This is a genomic window from Thermobacillus xylanilyticus (assembly GCF_907165215.1).
Taxonomy (GTDB): Bacteria; Bacillota; Bacilli; order Paenibacillales; family Paenibacillaceae; genus Thermobacillus; species Thermobacillus xylanilyticus.
This window is the reverse complement of sequence record NZ_CAJRAY010000007.1, coordinates 714-18,453: the sequence shown is the minus strand read 5'-3', so window position 1 is coordinate 18,453 and position 17,740 is coordinate 714. Positions and strand designations below refer to the sequence as shown.

The 17,740-nt window shown below is 54.1% G+C and carries 11 protein-coding genes, 6 tRNA genes and 1 pseudogene; 1 reads left to right on the top strand and 17 read right to left on the bottom strand.

Annotated elements, in window-relative coordinates:
* Nucleotides 1-427: 427 nt before the first annotated feature.
* Nucleotides 428-1,096, top strand: a pseudogene (locus KJQ12_RS02035) (IS3 family transposase); the annotation flags it as partial.
* 130 nt (nt 1,097-1,226) lie between these two features.
* Here KJQ12_RS02035 and KJQ12_RS02030 read toward each other — a convergent pair.
* From KJQ12_RS02030 to KJQ12_RS01950, 17 genes are all read right to left on the bottom strand, one after another.
* Entirely contained in the window at nt 1,227-2,552 is a 1,326-nt protein-coding gene (locus KJQ12_RS02030; protein WP_425315949.1) for a glycosyltransferase family 2 protein, read from the bottom strand.
* A 365-nt stretch (nt 2,553-2,917) separates the two neighbouring features.
* On the bottom strand, nt 2,918-3,148 hold the full coding sequence (locus KJQ12_RS02025) for a GGDEF domain-containing protein (RefSeq protein ID WP_280529240.1): 231 nt from the start codon (nt 3,146-3,148) through the stop codon (nt 2,918-2,920).
* Nucleotides 3,149-3,329: 181 nt separating this feature from the next.
* The gene (locus tag KJQ12_RS02020; protein WP_213483270.1) at nt 3,330-4,631 is read right to left on the bottom strand and encodes an IS1380 family transposase; all 1,302 of its coding nucleotides are present in this window, start codon (nt 4,629-4,631) and stop codon (nt 3,330-3,332) included.
* Nucleotides 4,632-5,090: 459 nt separating this feature from the next.
* Nucleotides 5,091-5,975: a helix-turn-helix transcriptional regulator gene (locus tag KJQ12_RS02015; RefSeq protein WP_011229682.1), complete on the bottom strand. Its 885-nt coding sequence runs from the start codon at nt 5,973-5,975 to the stop codon at nt 5,091-5,093.
* Nucleotides 5,976-6,671: 696 nt separating this feature from the next.
* Nucleotides 6,672-8,504 (bottom strand): glutamine--fructose-6-phosphate transaminase (isomerizing), encoded by a 1,833-nt coding sequence (gene glmS / locus KJQ12_RS02010; RefSeq protein ID WP_213483269.1) that lies wholly within the window; start codon nt 8,502-8,504, stop codon nt 6,672-6,674.
* 574 nt (nt 8,505-9,078) lie between these two features.
* Nucleotides 9,079-10,419 carry a phosphoglucosamine mutase gene (glmM, locus tag KJQ12_RS02005; RefSeq protein ID WP_015253336.1) on the bottom strand — a complete coding sequence of 447 codons (1,341 nt, stop codon included), beginning with the start codon at nt 10,417-10,419 and terminating at the stop codon, nt 9,079-9,081.
* Between the two features lie 118 nt (nt 10,420-10,537).
* Nucleotides 10,538-11,791, bottom strand: a complete 1,254-nt coding sequence (locus KJQ12_RS02000) for a CdaR family protein (RefSeq protein ID WP_213483268.1) — start codon at nt 11,789-11,791, stop codon at nt 10,538-10,540.
* Nucleotides 11,784-12,620, bottom strand: a complete 837-nt coding sequence (gene cdaA / locus KJQ12_RS01995) for a diadenylate cyclase CdaA (RefSeq protein WP_015253334.1) — start codon at nt 12,618-12,620, stop codon at nt 11,784-11,786. The genes KJQ12_RS02000 and cdaA overlap by 8 nt, the downstream gene beginning before the upstream one ends.
* Before the next feature lie 137 nt (nt 12,621-12,757).
* Nucleotides 12,758-13,378, bottom strand: coding sequence for a zf-HC2 domain-containing protein (locus KJQ12_RS01990; protein ID WP_213483267.1), 621 nt, complete (start codon nt 13,376-13,378; stop codon nt 12,758-12,760).
* Between the two features lie 109 nt (nt 13,379-13,487).
* Entirely contained in the window at nt 13,488-14,054 is a 567-nt protein-coding gene (gene sigW / locus KJQ12_RS01985; RefSeq protein WP_213483266.1) for an RNA polymerase sigma factor SigW, read from the bottom strand.
* 58 nt (nt 14,055-14,112) lie between these two features.
* Nucleotides 14,113-16,920 (bottom strand): phosphoenolpyruvate carboxylase, encoded by a 2,808-nt coding sequence (gene ppc, locus KJQ12_RS01980; protein WP_213483265.1) that lies wholly within the window; start codon nt 16,918-16,920, stop codon nt 14,113-14,115.
* Between the two features lie 157 nt (nt 16,921-17,077).
* Nucleotides 17,078-17,151: transfer RNA gene (locus KJQ12_RS01975), tRNA-Gly, on the bottom strand.
* Between the two features lie 7 nt (nt 17,152-17,158).
* Nucleotides 17,159-17,235: transfer RNA gene (locus KJQ12_RS01970), tRNA-Arg, on the bottom strand.
* A 9-nt stretch (nt 17,236-17,244) separates the two neighbouring features.
* Nucleotides 17,245-17,319 (bottom strand) — tRNA-Gly (locus KJQ12_RS01965).
* Nucleotides 17,320-17,452: 133 nt separating this feature from the next.
* Nucleotides 17,453-17,535: transfer RNA gene (locus KJQ12_RS01960), tRNA-Leu, on the bottom strand.
* Between the two features lie 9 nt (nt 17,536-17,544).
* A tRNA-Lys gene (locus KJQ12_RS01955) sits at nt 17,545-17,620 on the bottom strand.
* 6 nt (nt 17,621-17,626) lie between these two features.
* Nucleotides 17,627-17,701, bottom strand: a tRNA-Gln gene (locus tag KJQ12_RS01950).
* Nucleotides 17,702-17,740: the final 39 nt, after the last annotated feature.

Sequence of the window (17,740 nt, the reverse complement as noted above, 5' to 3'; positions counted from 1 at the left end):
TCACCTACCAGAAGCTCACATCATGACCTTACCGGAGCTAACTTGATATTCAAATTTTTTTTTTTGCGGTGAAGTGAATGACTGGACAGTGAAAAGTTCTTATCGAAAAATCGTCACATAGCAAAATAACCCAATCAAGCGAATCTGCAGTATCCTTAAGGTTCCGACACCAGAAAGGAGATCAGATCGCAAGAGAGGGTTACAAGAATAGTGTACCCGATTTCGTTACGATCGACCAGTCCATGTTGAAATTGATGAATGAAGTTCTATGTGCATTTCGAGCTTGCTTTTCCCGCGTCGCCGCCTTCGAGTGGTTCGTTGTCATCGTTGTCGGTTTGATGGTTCGTTCCGATCATCTCGGTGTCACTTCCATCGTCCGGGATCTGGCGCTGCATCCGCGTCATTACGAGTCGATGATCCATTTCTTATCACTCAGGTCCTGCGCCAGCAAGGCGTTCGGGTATCCGAGAAAACAGTCGCCCGCATCATGCAGGAGTTGGGGCTCAAGTCGCGCACCGTCAAGAAATACAAGGCGACGACGAGCTCGAACCACCATCTGCCGGTGCATGACAATGTGCTGAACCAGCAGTTCACGGCACAAGCTCCCCATCAAGTCTGGATGGCAGACATCACGTACGTTCCGACAGACGAGGGATGGCTTTATGTCGCGAGCGTGATGGACTTGTACACGCGCAAAATCGTAGGCTGGCACGCCGGCGAGCGAATGACCAAGGAACTGGTCTTGCAAGCTCTGGACCAGGCTTACAGCCGTCAGCGGCCCAAAGGTAAGGTTCTTCATCATTCCGATCGGGGCAGCCAATACGCTTCCCATGAGTACCAACAACGGCTCCTAAAATACGGGATGAAGGGCAGCATGAGCCGCAAGGGCAACTGCTACGACAACGCCTGTATCGAATCGTTCCACAGCGTACTCAAAAAGGAACTCGTTTATCTGGAAAAGTTCAAGACCCGCAAGGAAGCGCAAAGTAAGATTTTTGAATATATCGAGTTTTTCTACAATCGCAAACGAGTCCATTCGGCGATCGGGTATCTCACACCCATTCAATGCGAACAAATGTACGATTGTGTTGCGTAATTTTCTCGATTCCATGTGTCCAATCTATTGACAGAGGTCCACTTATCTCAAACTCCCATGTTTCGCCTGAAACATAAGGATTTTGTCTTCAGTCCGAACGACACCTTGCGGGTGTCGTTGACAGCTTGACTTACTTCCAAACCCTTTTCAACAATAACACTTCCTGAATATACCCCCAGACAGACACGGGGGAAAGAATCATCTGGTAACATAATACAAAAAGCCAGAAACCCAAGATGTTTTTTCGAATACGTAAGTTAAGTTTTTGGAATACAGATTTCTGAAAGATATACAAAAGATAATAACTCAACAATGTCAATGGTAACACCAATATCGTCATTGGTCCGACAATCCAGTAAACACCAAAAAATGCAAGTACCAGACCAGGAATCCAACAAAAAGTATACGTGAAATCAAGATACGGCATAATCAGATTGACACCAGTTAAATATTTGACAAATAAAATGGGTTGTTGCCAAGGTTTCGTCACTCTGAGAGCTTCAATCATACCCCGAGCCCAACGCGAGCGTTGCTTAATGTAATATGTTAAAGTTTCGGGGACATCAGTAAACGCGACGGCAAGAGGTTCAAAATAAACTTTCCATCCGTTCCTTAAAAAGCTCCAAGTGAGCACAATATCTTCACCAATTGCGTCTGGCCACCCTCCCACCTCTTTTAGTGCATCTGTCTTGTAGATGCTATAGGCACCTTGTGCAACCAATGTGCCCTGATATAAACCTTGCAAACGCTTGATTGAAGCGATCCCTAAGAAATAGTCCCATTCTTGAATTTTGGTCAACCAATTTTTTCGACTGTTACGCACCAATACAGCTCCTGCGACAGCACAAACGTCATCAGGAGCACTTAATATCCGAGAAACAAGATAACGAACTGCCGACTGATGCAAAAGTGTGTCTGCATCCAGAGTAATCACATAACGAGTGTTTACTTCCTTTAAGCCTGTATTTAACGCATTAAACTTTCCAGGAACTTCTTCCCGAATGATGCGCAAGGAAAGACCTAAACATTCAGCAGTTATTTTTGCCTCTTCAGATGTTCGATCTATTGAACCATTATCAATAAGAACGACATGAATATCTCCAGGGTAATCTTGATTTTTAATATATTGCAGTGTATTGACAATTTTATTCTCTTCGTTTCGACAAGCAATTAATATAGTAACAGGTTCGTAAGGCCATTCTGTTTTAAATGGAGGCTGTCGATCCAAAATCAGACTGATAACAAGAAAAGCATTCAGATATCCAGGAATATAAGCGATTCCCCCAATAATCAATAAAGCCACGGGAAATGTAATCACATCAGCCAAATCATAGAGCCAAGGAAGAGAAACATATACGGATACAACCATCCACAACGCCGCAAATCCATGACTGATAAAAAATTTGGCAACCACTGGCACATAAAAGGTATTTCGTGGAGATAAATTTGGCTGCAACGGTAAATTCACGATAAATCCCCCTATGGTCCCTATGTTAGGCCTATATGATTACACCTAAATCATCATGATAACCAAGAGTGAAAAATTAGCAAATGAGATTTTCGTTAACAATTAAAAATTCAAAAGGGCAGGTTTACCTGCCCTCAGACTGTCGACAGGAACTTTGTCAACAGTCTGACCGCCGTGAGTTAAACAATTGACATATTGGCTTGCATGAATTAATCGTTTCTTCAACATAGTAATTTCTGCATTTAAAAGCATGTAATTTCTACCTTCCAAATCACATCCCCCTAGAGGTAAACATTTAGTAGCTGGCTGGAAATGCATAAAACGTATGCTTTTCAATTGATTCATATTGATTGTTAAATAGCAACCACTCGGTTGCGACCCGAATTTTTTGCACGATACAGTGCTTGATCTGCTCTTTCAATAAACTGGTGCAGGTCTTGACCTCTGATATATTCTGTGATCCCCATGCTTACGGTAACCCAGATCCGTGTTTCTTTATAAGTAAAGCTAGTGCTCTCAATTTCCTTTCTGATCCGCTCGGCAAGTTTAATCCCTTGTTGCAGAGGACAACTCGGCAATAGAATAATAAACCTAAATTTCGAAAGCCCAACATGACAGCAAGCTTATGAAGCTTTCAGAGCCATTTCAGTTGAATTTTGGGGCTGTTTTTACAGTCAAACAGGGGTAGTTCATGCTATCTGGGTACACGTTCCCCCTCCCCACAAATACAGGCTTCGGGATTTCCATGTAAAATTGTGGTGCGTTTCATTCTAACAACGCGATTCTGGCTTCGATCCGTTTCCAGGTATGCCGATTGGTGAAATCTCGCATTAACTTGAGAACCACCTGTCGGCTGTGTTGAACGATCGTCGCTGCACAATGAAAAAACTCCAAGCGAAACCGTGCAATCGTATACCCTTGGTGAGCCGGTTCGCAGCAATCTTGTTTAAACCGCTCATAAAGATTGTAAGCCAACAGTTTCACGAGCAAGTCGATTTCATTTGCTTCAAAATCACCGGTTGCAATTCGATCGATGGAAAAACCACGTTTGGCTTCCTTGATGTAGTTTTCCATACAACAACGCTGGTTGTAGAAACGCCACAAATCGATCGGTTCCCATTCCAGATTGGTGACGATCGCTTCGTACTGCCAATCGGTATCGAAGATCAAACGTGTCTGACCGTCTTCAACCACTTGCGCCTTGCGGATGATCGCGACTCGACGCGGCTTTTTCCAAGAAGTTGCTTTGTAGATGAGCATAATGCCTTCGATGACCCATTGTTCATCCTCGACATAGCGCTTCCAGTAACGACAGGCTGCCACTTCCGTTGCGAGACGTTGCGTCCATTTCAACTTGCCGACGTAGCCGATTCGCCGGCTCTCCCAGAGTTGGTAGAAGTCTTCGCCTCCAAATCCTTTGTCAAATCGGGCGTACTTCACCGGATGATCCATGAGTTCGAATGTTTGCTCCAGAAAGGAAGCGGCGTCCGTCGAAGAATGTGTATTGCCTGCTCGGAGGACGGCATTCAAGCATAGGCGCGACTGCCCTTCAAAAGCCAGTAAGGGATGGTAGCTCTTCCGGCCAGGCTTATGCGGATTCGTTCCCTTGGCTGTTCCCGATTGGTGGCCATACACGGTCTCAACGGTGGAGTCCAGATCAAGGATCATTTCGGAAGGCAGACAGGGCCGAATCACCTGTTGATTCATTCGCCGTAGGTCCAGCCGCAGGTTCGGATAAAACCGGCGTAATCGCACCAGTTCTTTGTACAGCAAGGAATGATGTGGACAACGACCGCCGAGAAATCGTCGGATGAGGGAGTCATGTTGCAGCTTACGGAAATGGAAAAGCCGCTCGCAGCCGAGCATCCAACCAACGATGAGGTAAAGCAGGATCTTGTGGACAGGAAAAAGGGAGTTGCCAGCTTTACCACAGGAAAGTGCCTGTAAAGCATTGGCCAGTTTGATCTTTTCAAGGTAGGCTAAGAAAATTTTGAATCCGCCAAAGCTGGTTGCCTGTTCCAACGAAAATTCTGTTTTGATTTTATGAATGGGTGTGGTAAACTTCACCTTAAGGGTGCTCCTCTCTTTGGGTGATGTTGTTCGGACAAACACCATTCTACCAAAGATTTGGAGCACTTTTCATATTTTCAGAGATTGTTACTTTCGAAATTCAGGATGATTTTCCTGACTTAAATATACTTCGCATCAAATATTGTATCACACACCAGGCCAGTGCCGATGAAATGCACATTGATCCATTCCAGTCTTTTCTAAATGTCCTTTCGCCTTTCCCTTCCAAGCGTTCACACTATCCGAACCATGCTTTCATCATGTTTGATTTCCCTGCTATGTTAAGGGAAAATAAATCATGTCCGCTAATTTGAAAGAAATCAGGCGAAAAGGAGACAGTGAGTACTCCTTTCAAACGAAGAAAAGCCCAGCATGGACCCAGGCAAAACCCTGCCCCTGCTCGGCTTCTTGGACATTTTTTCCTGGACGGATATATTTTACGGGGATAAATATCATCTACTCCCACTCTTCAAAAGATAAATTGGTAGGCTCGTCTAAAAGGTCAACTGTAAAATCAATATTTGTTGTTGGTGTACGCTCATCCACTTCCTCAAATTTAAGTTCATCAATCCATACTTGCCCTTTCCCCGAAAGTAAAACACCAAAAGATATGACTGCACTATTTTTAGGAACATCTAAAACGATATAGTAATGATTCCATTCAGTATCTCCTACAATCGGGCGGTCACTCATATTATCAAATTGCAACACATCCCCAAGTGCATCATCCACTCGCATCCAAAACCCACAGAATCCATCAACACCTTTTGATTTTATAAACCCAGAAAGTTTTATCCTTTTACCAAGATACTTTTCTGCCTTAAATTGTTGCATCATTGTGGCAAATTCAGCTTGAGATTGGACAGTAACAGCCTTTAAGAATCCAGATGCTTTCCCCTTGTGAAAGATTTCTCTGTCAATTCCCATTTTATAATTAAACGGGTGACTTCCGCTTAATTTCCATCCTTTCAATTGTTCGTTTTTCAACATGACATCCTCCCTTTGTAAAGTTAATTTACCCATGATTTTGCGGTATTGTCCTGGCGGTAATTGATAATATTTCTTAAACGAACGGGTAAATGATTCTTGTGTTTCAAAGCGATAATAGAAAGCAATATCTATTATCTTTTTATCCGTATAAAGCAGCATGTTGGCTGAATTAGCAATTCTTCGATATCGAACATATTCAGATACAGTCACACCAACTTCTTTTTGAAAAATACGATGAAAATGGTACTTTGAAAAACCAGCAAACTGAGCAATGTTTTCTAAAGATAATTCTTCATGCAAATTAGTCTCTATATATTCAATCGTTTTTTGAATAATGGGACTGTAGCTCATTTCATAGGCCTCCTTACACCTCCTTACAAATAAGATAACAGAAGAAACCATGATTTTTTTTGACCTATATTGCTTTGTTTAACATCAAACGAATATTGATTTTGTATATCATAAAGTTCAAAGCATAGGATAAGTCCCGACTTTCCTGATCAAATCACATCAAAAAATGATTTTCCTTTCGCCTGCCCCCTTTAAGTAACAAACCGTAAGAACGCGATGATCCCATTTTAATTTCCCTACTATGTCAAGAGACAATAATTCATGTCCATCCCACTCAAGCCCCACCAAAGCCTCCAATCCCTTGCCGCACAAAGGGTTTCAGGTTTTGAGGAGCCAGTTGGTACAAAAAACCAGGAAAATAAAAAGTGTCCGTCCAATTGGAAGAAATTAGGTGGTTAGAGGGAAGGGATGAGGGAAATGGAACGTTGGGAAATGTCCAGGGAAATCATTTGAGGGGATAGGGAGCAGGGGTAAGGGGAGAGGAAAAAGGGATGGGTATATTGGGACAAAACCTGATCCCTCAACCCTTTCCACCCTATACCCTGTCTCCCCAACAGAAAAGCCCAGCATGGATCCAGGCAAAACCCTGGTCATGCTAGGCTTCATGGACAGTTTTTTATTGTTCTTGGACAGTTTTTATTGCCCCTGGACGGGATTTATTTGATGTCTACAGTTGGATCGCGCTCGGCTGTCGCGTTACTCCACCGTCACGCTCTTCGCCAGATTCCGCGGCTTATCCACGTCATGGCCGAGCGCGAGCGACGCGTAATACGCGATGAGCTGCAACGGCACGACCGACAGCGCCGGCGTGAGGAGCGGGAGTGTGTCCGGGATCGCGAACAGCTCGTCGACCGACTTCGCGACCTCGTCCTTGTTGCTCCGGTTCACCAGGCCGAGCACGCGGGCGCCGCGCGCCTTCACTTCCTTGATGTTGCTCAGCGTCTTCTCGTACAGGTCTTCCTGCGTCACGAGCGCGATGACCGGCGTACCGTCTTCGATCAGCGCCAGCGTGCCGTGTTTCAGCTCGCCGGCCGCGTACGCCTCGGAGTGGATGTACGAGATTTCTTTCAATTTCAGCGAGCCTTCCTGCGCGACAGCCCAGTCGATGCCGCGGCCGATGAAGAACAGGCTGCTGTGCTTCGCCATCGACTCCGCGATTTGCTTCAGCACGGCGGAATGCTCCAGAATGTCTTCCACCTGCGCCGGAAGCTCCTTCAAAGCGGCGATGACCGACGCGATGAACGCTTCATCCTTCGTGCCCAGCGTCTGCGCGAGATAGAGCCCGAACAGATAGAATGCGATGAGCTGCGTCGTGTACGCCTTCGTCGATGCGACGGCGATCTCCGGTCCCGCCCACGTGATGATGACGTCATCCGCCTCGCGGGCGACGGAGCTGCCGACGACGTTCGTGATGGCCAGCACGCGCGCGCCCGCGCGCTTCGCTTCGCGCAGCGCCGCCAGCGTGTCGGCCGTCTCGCCGGACTGGCTGACGACGATGACCAGCGTGTCCGGCGTTATAATCGGATTGCGGTATCGGTATTCGGAAGCGACGTCCGCCTCCACCGGAATGCGCGCCAGGCTCTCGATGACGTGCTTGCCGACGAGTCCGGCGTGCAGCGCCGTTCCGCAGGCGACGATGTGCACTCTGCGGATGTTCCGGATGTCGCCTTCCGTCATCTTGAGTTCCGGCAGCACGACCCGCCGGCCGTCCGGCGAGATGCGCGATCCCATCGTGTCGCGATACGCCTTCGGCTGCTCGTGAATTTCCTTCAGCATGAAGTGCTCGTAACCGGCTTTCTCCGCCGTCATCAGGTCCCAGTCGACATGGAAGACGTCCTTGGCCACGGGCTGACCTTCGATCGTCATCACTTCGACGCTGTTCTTCGTCAGCACGGCCATCTCGCCGTCCTCGAGAATGTACACCTCACGCGTATGCTCGAGAATCGCCGGAATGTCCGAACCGATGAAGTTCTCGCCATTGCCGATGCCGATGATGAGCGGGCTCGCGTACCGCACCGCCACGAGGCGATCCGGTTCGTACTCCGTCAGGACGCCGAGCGCGAACGCGCCGCGCATCCGCTTCACCGCCCGCTGCACCGCCTTCACGATGTCGCCGTCATACTCGTCGGCGATCAGGTGGGACACGACTTCCGTATCCGTCTCCGACACGAACGTATGGCCCGCAATCGACAGCTCTTCGCGCAGCTCGAGATAATTTTCGATGATGCCGTTGTGCACAACCGTAAATTTGCGCGAATTGTCCGTATGCGGATGGGAGTTGATGTCCGACGGCTTGCCGTGCGTCGCCCAGCGCGTATGACCGATGCCGACCGAGCCCGTGAGCGGCGCGTCCTTCAGCTTCTCCTCCAGCACGGCGAGCCGGCCCTTCGCCTTGCGAATCTCCAGCCGGTCGCCGGTGTGAACGGCGATGCCCGCCGAGTCGTACCCCCGGTATTCGAGCTTCTTCAAGCCTTCGAGCAGAATCTCCTGCGTGTTCCGATTACCGATATATCCAACAATTCCGCACATTCGTTCGTACCTCCGCTATTCGGGATCCCCCGAAAGCCCCGGGTCCGGAACGCATGTGCATGTGCGTCTATTCGATTGTGATGCCCATGCCGCATGACGAACCGGCAACGGGGCATTCAGGGTGATAAACGGCATGAATGCCTTGTCCTGGATCGTAATGGTCCGCTCTGCCGAGACCTTTGTCGGACCGGTCGCCCGGTCGTTTTCCTTCCCGGCTTGACGGCTGGAACGGATGCAGCCGGAGGGTCCCCGCCGAAAACTTCGAACACCCCCGCCTCGTCAACTTGCCGCCCGCCTCGCCGCCGCACCGCCATGCCGAAATCCCCGCTTCCCGCGGATGACGATGACGGCCGGCAGCAGCACGGGCCCGCAAGTTCTGGCGCTTGAATCGTTGGACTCACTACCCTCGCTTTCTTTCCCGAATTATAATCCCTATCATATGCATTTTCATGACAGAATGCAACGGCTAGAATTGTCGAAGCGCTGCGGCCGCCCCCGAATCCGACGGAAAATCCGCAAAATGAAAACAGCCGTGAACTCCGCGGGGAGTTCCGGCTGCCTCCGTCCAATTTCCTTATCCCAGCTCCGCTTTCACCACGGCCGCGATCCGTTCGACATGGGCCGCCACCTGCGCTTCGTCCGGTCCCTCCGCCATGACGCGGATGAGCGATTCCGTGCCCGACGGACGGACGAGCACCCGGCCGCTGTCGCCGAGTTCCGCTTCGGCCGCCGCCACCGCTTTCGCGATCGCTTCGTTGTCCTTGAACCTGGATTTGTCCGCGACCCGCACGTTGACGAGCACCTGGGGAAATTTGCGCATGATCGTCTTCAGCTCGCTCAGCTTTTTGCCGGAAGCGACAAGCGTATCGACGAGCTGCAGCGAAGTGAGAATGCCATCCCCCGTCGTATTGTAATCGAGGAAAATGACATGCCCGGATTGCTCCCCGCCCAGGTTGAACCCGCCGCGGCGCATCTCCTCCATGACGTACCGGTCGCCGACCGCCGTGCGGGACGTCTTCAGCCCGAGCGATTCGGCCGCTTTGAAGAAGCCGATGTTCGCCATCACCGTCGTGACGATCGTATCCGCCTTAAGCTTGCCGGCCTTCCGCATCGCCTCGCCGCAGATGAGCAGGATGAAGTCGCCGTCCACTTCGGCGCCGGTCTCGTCGACCGCGATCAGCCGGTCCGCGTCGCCGTCGTAGGACAACCCCAGGTCCGCGCCGTGCGCCTTCACCTGGGCGATCAGATGCTCCGGATGCGTCGATCCGACGCCGTCGTTGATGTTCAGCCCGTCAGGCGAAGCGCCGACCGTGATCACTTCGGCGCCCAGCTCGCGGAAAATGCGCGGCGCCAGCTCGTAGGCCGCGCCGTGCGCGCAGTCCATGACGATGCGCAGCCCCTTGAACGAATGTTTCACCGTCGTCTTCAAATATTCGAGATAGCGGTACTTCGCCTCATCGTCCGTCGTGACGGTGCCGATGCCGCCGCCTTCCGGGCGGGGCAGCTCATCCCGCTCGGCGTCGAGCAGCCGCTCGATCTCGAGCTCCGTCTCGTCGGAGAGCTTGTAGCCATCCGCGCCGAAGAACTTGATTCCGTTGTCCGCCACCGGATTGTGCGACGCCGAAATCATGACGCCCGCATCGGCGCCGAGCAGCCTCGTCAGCCAGGCGACGGCCGGCGTCGTCACGACGCCCAGCCGGATGACGTCCGCGCCGATCGAGAGGAGCCCGGCGGTCAGCGCCGCCTCGAGCAACGGCCCCGAGATGCGCGTGTCCATGCCGATGACAACCTTCGGCTTATCCGCCTTGCCCGCCAGCACATAGCCGCCGCAGCGGCCGATCTTGTACGCGAGTTCGGGCGTCAGCTCGCGATTCGCGACGCCGCGCACGCCGTCCGTTCCAAAATATTTCCCCATGAATTCGTCCCTGTCTCCTTCTCCCTGTCATGCTTCAAACCGCGGGGCGCCGGTCGGGCCATCCCTTCGTTCGGACCATCTTCGCCGAACATGCAACGCCCGATCCTTGAACCCCGGACTAACGGGATTCGCCGGCCGCGTCTTCCTCCGTGCCGTCTGTGATCTCCACGGTCGCCCGGAGCTGCTGCGGATACGACTGCGTGACGAACTGCGGCAAATGCACGTCGAGCACGATCGTGTGCTTTCCCGTCGGCAGCCCGTTCAGGTCGGCGATCACCTGCACGTCCTTCGCCGTCAGATCGGCCAGCACGCTCGGCGCTCCCGTCACGTTCAGATCGACGGTGCCTCCCTCCGGCTCCAGGATCCGCGCCTTCATGCCTTCGGCAAGGCCGGCCGTCGTGATGGCGATCTGCGGCAGCGTGATCGTCTCGGACGGTTCGAGCTCAATCGCGATTTCGATCTGTTTCGGTTCGATCTGCGCCAGATCGCGGCCCGGATCGAGATCGAGCGTGACCGTGCCCGAGCGCTGAACCGTCGACAGATTGAGCGTCACGCCGTCGAAATATTCCATCTTGTCAAGCGTCTCCTGCGGCCCGTAGACCGTGACCGTGTCCGTCGACGGCTTGAACGAGGCGATGCTCATGCCGATCGGCAGCCGTCCGGTGAAGCGGATTTCAAGCGGCAGCTTCTTGTACGGCTTCGTGATCGGCACTTCCACTTCGACCACGTTCGGGGTAAGCACGGCCCCTTCGATCTCGTTGCCGTTCTCATCGTATGCGGCAAGCCGCACCTTCTGTTCAACCACATTCGATTCGACGCCTTCGACATTGATCACCGCGCCGACATAGGCGACGGTGTTCAGCTGATCCTTCGGCATCTGCACGAACACCCGGTTGTTCGGCTTCACGATCGGTTCCGCGACCTTGTAGCCGTTCGCGGGCGTTCCTTCCGTCCGGATAACCGCTTCAAATTCCTTCGTCTGCACCGGCACGATGTCCACCTTGACCCGCGTCGGCGAAATCGAGCGAAGCTGGACGCGGCCCGGAAGGTCATACCGGACGACGAGATCGTGCACGCCTTCGCCGAGACCGGACACATCCACCCATACATCGGGTACGGCCGACATCAGGTCGGCGAGCCGCCCTTCGACGAGCAGCTGCACCGTGCTTGGCTCGATCGAACGCAGATATTGCGTCTCCGGATCGAGACCGCGCGTGCCGACTTTCACCGCCGTGAATTCGCGGGTGTCGATCGTGGACGCCACCTGATTCGGCGGCGACTCCGGATCGAAATGAACGACGGCGAACAGCAGGATGCCGATCACGACCGAGAGGATCTTGAGTACTGTCGGGTTGCTGAGCCATTTATCCATTCGAGGAATCCTCCTTCCGGTTCCAGAAGGCGAACTTCGAACGGCGTTTCTCCACCGCCTGATGCGGCGTGAGCTCCTGGAACAGCTTGGATATCAGCGACTCCTCATTGATGTCGCGCACGATCATGCCTCCGACCGACAGCGAAACCTGCCCCGTCTCCTCCGAGACGATGATCGCCACCGCGTCGGTCACTTCCGTCAGCCCGATCGCGGCGCGGTGACGGGTGCCGAGTTCCTTGCTGATGAACGGGTTCTCCGACAGCGGCAGGTAACAGCCCGCGGCCGCCACCTGGCTGCCCCGGATGACGACGGCGCCGTCATGCAGCGGCGTGTTCGGCGTAAACAGGTTGATCAGCAGCTCGGAACTGATCCGCGCCTCCAGCATCGTGCCGGACTCGGTGTACTCGATCAGCCCCGTTTCCCGTTCGAAGACGATTAACGCCCCGATCTTTCGACGTGCCAAATAATTAACGGCCTTAATTACTTCGCCGATTTGATCCGTCACATCGCGGTTAACCAGCGTCGACCGCGCGAAAATCTTGCCCCGGCCCAGCTGTTCAAGCGCCCGGCGCAGCTCCGGCTGGAAAATGATCAGCACGGAGACGACCCCGAACGTGAACATCTGATTCATGAGCCATTTCAGCGTGTACAGATTGAACCAGGTGCTGACGGCCCACGTTGCGACGAGGACGAGAATCCCCTTCAGCAGTTGGACAGCCCGCGTGCCGCGTACGATCATGATGAGCTGGTAGATGATAAAGCTGACGATGGCAATGTCGATGATATCCTTGATCCAATCGTTCCATGTCATGTCCTGAAAATAACTCACGGATCCGCCCCCTACGACCGTACACAGGCCCGCTCCAATCGTCTGCTTTAACTTATAGGATTTCTAGATAACGTAACGCAAATCCTCCAACTTGTCAAAAAAAAAGTGCCCTCCGGCGATGGAGGGCGTTTCCAGAGTCATGAAGCAAGATCGATAACCGTGCTTCTCAGCTTGTACCAGATCCAGTCGAGCGCCTGATTGATCTCCCGCGCTTCGCCGATCACCTTCGCCGTCGAAGCCATGTTGACCGACCCGTCGATCACCGTCAAATTCCCGCGTATCTCGCCGACTACGACCGCCTCGCCGTTCTCGATGATCAAATCCCCGTCGACCCGCGCGCCTTCCGGCACGACCACCTTGTTCCCTTCGATGACGATCTGCGACAGATCGCTGCCTCTGACGACCAGCTCCTGGTCTTGTTCCCACGAAGCGATGAAGCTGGCCAGCAGGACGAGGCCGAGCATGGCCGCCACCGTAACGCCCGGGTATTGCCGCAGCCACCGTGCGAGACGTCTGCTGCGACGCCCGGGAACGCTCTTCAGGATGCGGTCCGTCAAGGCCGCCCGATCGGCTTCGGTACGCCCGACGGGCGCGGCAAGCGCCATATGCAGAAATCCTTCGGTCCGCTCATAATCGTTGAATCGTTCCCGACATTCCGGACAGCCGCCCAGATGCGCCTTCAGCTCGGACGCATCCTCATGCGCCAGATCGCCATCAAAATACTCGTGCATGAGTCTGGAGGCTTGTGCGCAATTCATGGCCAGTCCCTTCCTTCTGAGTTCAACGCATGTTTGCATAATTGTTCTATACAATACGTATCGATCAGGGCAAGGTTTCAAAATTCATCCCGCGGAAATTTCGCCCCGCTCACAGTTTGCGCTCCAGCTTCTTCCGCAGATACTCCCTTCCCCGATGCACCCGCGTTTTCACCGTCGTCACCGGCATGTCGAGCACTTCGCCGATCTCCTGCAGCGACAAGTCGTGCAAATAACGGAGCACCATGACGGACTTGTATTTCGCCGGCAATGTATCGATCGCCTGGCGGACGATCCGCTGCGTCTCCGACAGCAGCATTTCACTTTCCGGCGTGCGATCGTCGCTCGGGATGACCGCGTAACCGTCCAGTCCTTCGTGTTCGGTGGATTCCGCGTCAAGCGAGTAGGTCGCCTTACGCTTCCGCAGCCGGTCGATGCACAGGTTCGTCGCAATCCGGTAGATCCATGTGGAGAACTTCATCCCTTCGTCGTACCGGTCCAGATTGCGGTAGACGCGCAGGAACGCCTCCTGCACGACGTCCTCCGCCTCCTGGCGGCTGCCCAGCATCCGGAAGGCCATATGATACAGCTTATCCTGATAAAGTCCGACGATCTCGGCGAACGCCTGCTGATCGCCCTTCAGCGCCTTGCGCGCCAGGCGCGCTTCGATCGGTATCACGATTCCTTGTTCCCTGCCTTCCAACCGGCATTCCCGTTACAGCCGCATGCGGGCCGCATCAGCCCGTATTCCGGAGACCGGCCGCAATGCCGTTGATCGTCAGCAGCACCTCGCGCAGCAGATTCGCGTCATCCTCCCCGCGTGCGCGGAGCGCGCGCAGTTCGGTGAGCAGCTGCACTTGAAGATAGCTGAGCGGATCGACGTATGGATTGCGCAGCCGGATCGATTCCTGAATGATCGGCACGTTGTCCAGAATTTCCTTCTGGCCCGTCACGCGCAGGATCATCTCGGTCGTCAGCTCGTATTCCCGTTCAATCATGCCGAAGATGCGGTCCCGAATGGCCGGATCCTTGATCATGCCGGCATACTCTTTGGCAATATGCATGTCGGCCTTGGCCAGCGCCATCTGCAGGTTGTCGATCAGCGTGCGGAAGAACGGAAACTCCACATAGGCGCGGCGCAGCTTATCCAGCTTCGCCTCGTCGCCGCCGACATACTCCGCCATCGCCGTGCCCGCGGCATACCAGGCCGGCAGCAGGAAACGGCTCTGCGTCCAGGCGAACACCCACGGAATGGCGCGCAAATCTTCGAAACGGTCGCTGTTCTTCCGCTTCGAAGGCCGTGAACCGATGTTCAGCTCGCCGATCTCGTTCAGCGGGGTCGACTCCTTGAAGAACGTCAGGAAGTCCGGATCGCGGAAAATGAGATCCTGATACTTCTTCATCGCCCGTTCCGACAGTTCCTTCGCGATCGATTCGTACTCCGCGTTCTTGTCGCTGTTCTGCTCGGGATACTTCGCGAGCCGGGCCGCAGTGATCAGCGCGCTGGTCGCCTGCTCGAGGCTGCGGTAGGCGATGCCTTGCATCGCGTAGCGGGACGAAAGCACCTCGCCCTGCTCCGTAATCTTGATGCCTCCGCCGATCGTATGCGGCGGTTGCGCGAGAATGCTGTAATTGAGCGGCATGCCGCCGCGTCCGAGCGCGCCGCCCCGGCCGTGGAAGAATTTCAGCTTCACGCCGTAGCGATTGCCCGTCTCCGTGATCTCGTTCAGCGCGACGCGCAGCTCCCAGTTCGCCGTCACGACGCCGCCATCCTTGTTGCTGTCGGAGTAGCCGAGCATGATTTCCTGCAGCTGCCCCATCGCTTCGACGGATGCGCGGTAAATCGGCAGATCGAAGACGCGCTGCATGATCCCCGGCGCGGCATGCAGGTCGTCGATCGTCTCGAACAGCGGCACCGGCTGCAGCGTGCAGACGACCTTGCCGTCCTCGTCCCGGCGGAACAGGCCGACTTCCTTGGCGAACAGCAGCACTTCAAGCATGTCGCTCGCGCCCTGCGTCATGCTGATCAGGTAGCTGCGCACACAGTCCACGCCGAATTCCTGCTGCGCGCGGTAGACGGTGTGGAAGACGTTCAGACATTCGCGGGTTGAATCCGAATACTCGATATGCGGCGACGTCAGCGGCCGCGGATCGTTCAGCAGCTGATCCAGCAGCCGGATTTTCTCTTCTTCATCCAGTGCCGCATAATCCGGCGTTATCTTCATTTTCGCCAGAATCTCCGCAATCGCATTCTCATGCTCCTTGCTGTGCTGGCGAATATCGAGCGTCGTCAGATGGAAACCGAAGAGTTCCACCTGGCGGATCAGCTTGCGGATATGGGTATCGGCGACATAATCGGCGAAATGGTAGCGCAGGCTCCGGTCGATGATCTTCAGATCCTGCTTCAGTTCCTCGGCGCTGTTGTAGCGGGCCGGCGTGCCTTTCAGCTCTTCGCGCTTCATGTTCGCCAGCTTCTGCAGCATATAGCCGATCTTGATCCGGTACGGCTCCTTGTCGTTGCGCCACCGGTCCAGGTTCGCCAGATCTCCGATCGCCTCGCAATCCCGGCGGATCGACTCGATCAGCTCTTCCGACACCTTCACGATGCTCGTGCTGAAGCTGAGCAACGACATCAGCTTGCGCAGTTCCGCGCGGTACTTCGACACCGTAAGGTGACGATGCCGGTTGAACGTCTCCCACGTTACATCCGACGTGCAGGACGGATTGCCGTCCCGGTCGCCGCCGATCCACGAACCGAAGCGGAGATACGTCGGCACATGCCAGCGTTCGCCCGGATAATATTTGTCCAGGCAGCGCTCCAGCTCCTCATAGACGTCAGGCAGCACATCGAACAGCGTCTGATCGAAATAGAACAGCCCGTTCTGCACTTCGTCGAGGACGGTCGGCTTGCGGCTGCGAAGCTCGTCCGTCTGCCAGAGGGTCAGCACTTCGTTGAGCAGTTTGTCCCGCAGACGCTCGCGCTCGCGGTTCGTCAGCGTCGGATTGTCCAGTTCCAGCACGTCGCAGGCCATCCGTTTGTGAATGTCGAGCACGGCGCGTCTTGTCGCCTCGGTCGGATGCGCGGTCATGACAAGCTCGAGCGAAATGCCTTTGATCATTTCCCGAACGATCTCGACCGGAACGCCGCGTTCCTTCAGATCCTTCACTGCGCTCTCGATGGAGCCCGGCTGCACGGCTGCGCCCGCCGAACGCTCATAATCCCGCTTGCGCCGAATCCGGTGAATCTGTTCCGCAATATTGACGAGCTGAAAATAAATCGCGAACGCCCGGATCACCTGATGCCGAATCTCCGGATTGAGCGATTCCACGAGCTGTTTGAACTCCTCATGCAGCTTCGGGTCGAACGACGCGCGGAGTGTCTTGCTCATCTCGCGGATGCGTTCGACGACTTCGAGCAGCTGCTGTCCGCCCTGGTGCACGAGCACTTCACCCAGGATATTGCCCAGATAGCGGACATCCCGCCTCAGCAGGCTGCTGACCTGGGGGCGGCTCTGAGCCGTTTGGGTTGCGGCTTGATCGGACATACCTTTCCTCCTGACTGTTCATGCGCACTGCGCCGCAAGCGCAGCATCCGTATAAAAACTCACTCTCTCCATCATACAACAAAACGGGCTTCCGATGAAGTCCGGGCATAGAAAAAACTCCTTACCAACCGTAAGGAGTTTCCGATATGCGCTGTTATGGAGCGGGTGATGGGAATCGAACCCACGCTACCAGCTTGGAAGGCTGGAGTTCTACCATTGAACTACACCCGCGGAAAAGTGGCGTGCCCAGAGAGATTCGAACTCCCGACCTTTTGATTCGTAGTCAAACGCTCTATCCGGCTGAGCTATGGGCACATAAAGAAATGGAGCGGACGACGGGAATCGAACCCGCGACCCTCGCCTTGGCAAGGCGATGCTCTACCGCTGAGCCACGTCCGCAGATTATGCTGCCGTGATTTCCGATGACTTCATCGAAGCGGCAACAACAAATATATCAGGTTTTCAGGGTGATTGCAAATGGTTTGTCACGAACATCTGCAATCGGTATGCGCACTCACAGGCGGCAGGCAGATGGTGCGCGTAGAGGGACTTGAACCCCCACGGTTGCCCGCTGGAACCTAAATCCAGTGCGTCTGCCAATTCCGCCATACGCGCACGGGCTGATGGTGAGCCATGTAGGACTCGAACCTACGACACCCTGATTAAAAGTCAGGTGCTCTACCAACTGAGCTAATGGCTCATAACGTGGCTGGGGATCTAGGATTCGAACCTAGGAATGACGGAGTCAAAGTCCGTTGCCTTACCGCTTGGCTAATCCCCATCAAAAACGCTGCTTGGGTGCAGCGGAGCAAAAAAAAAG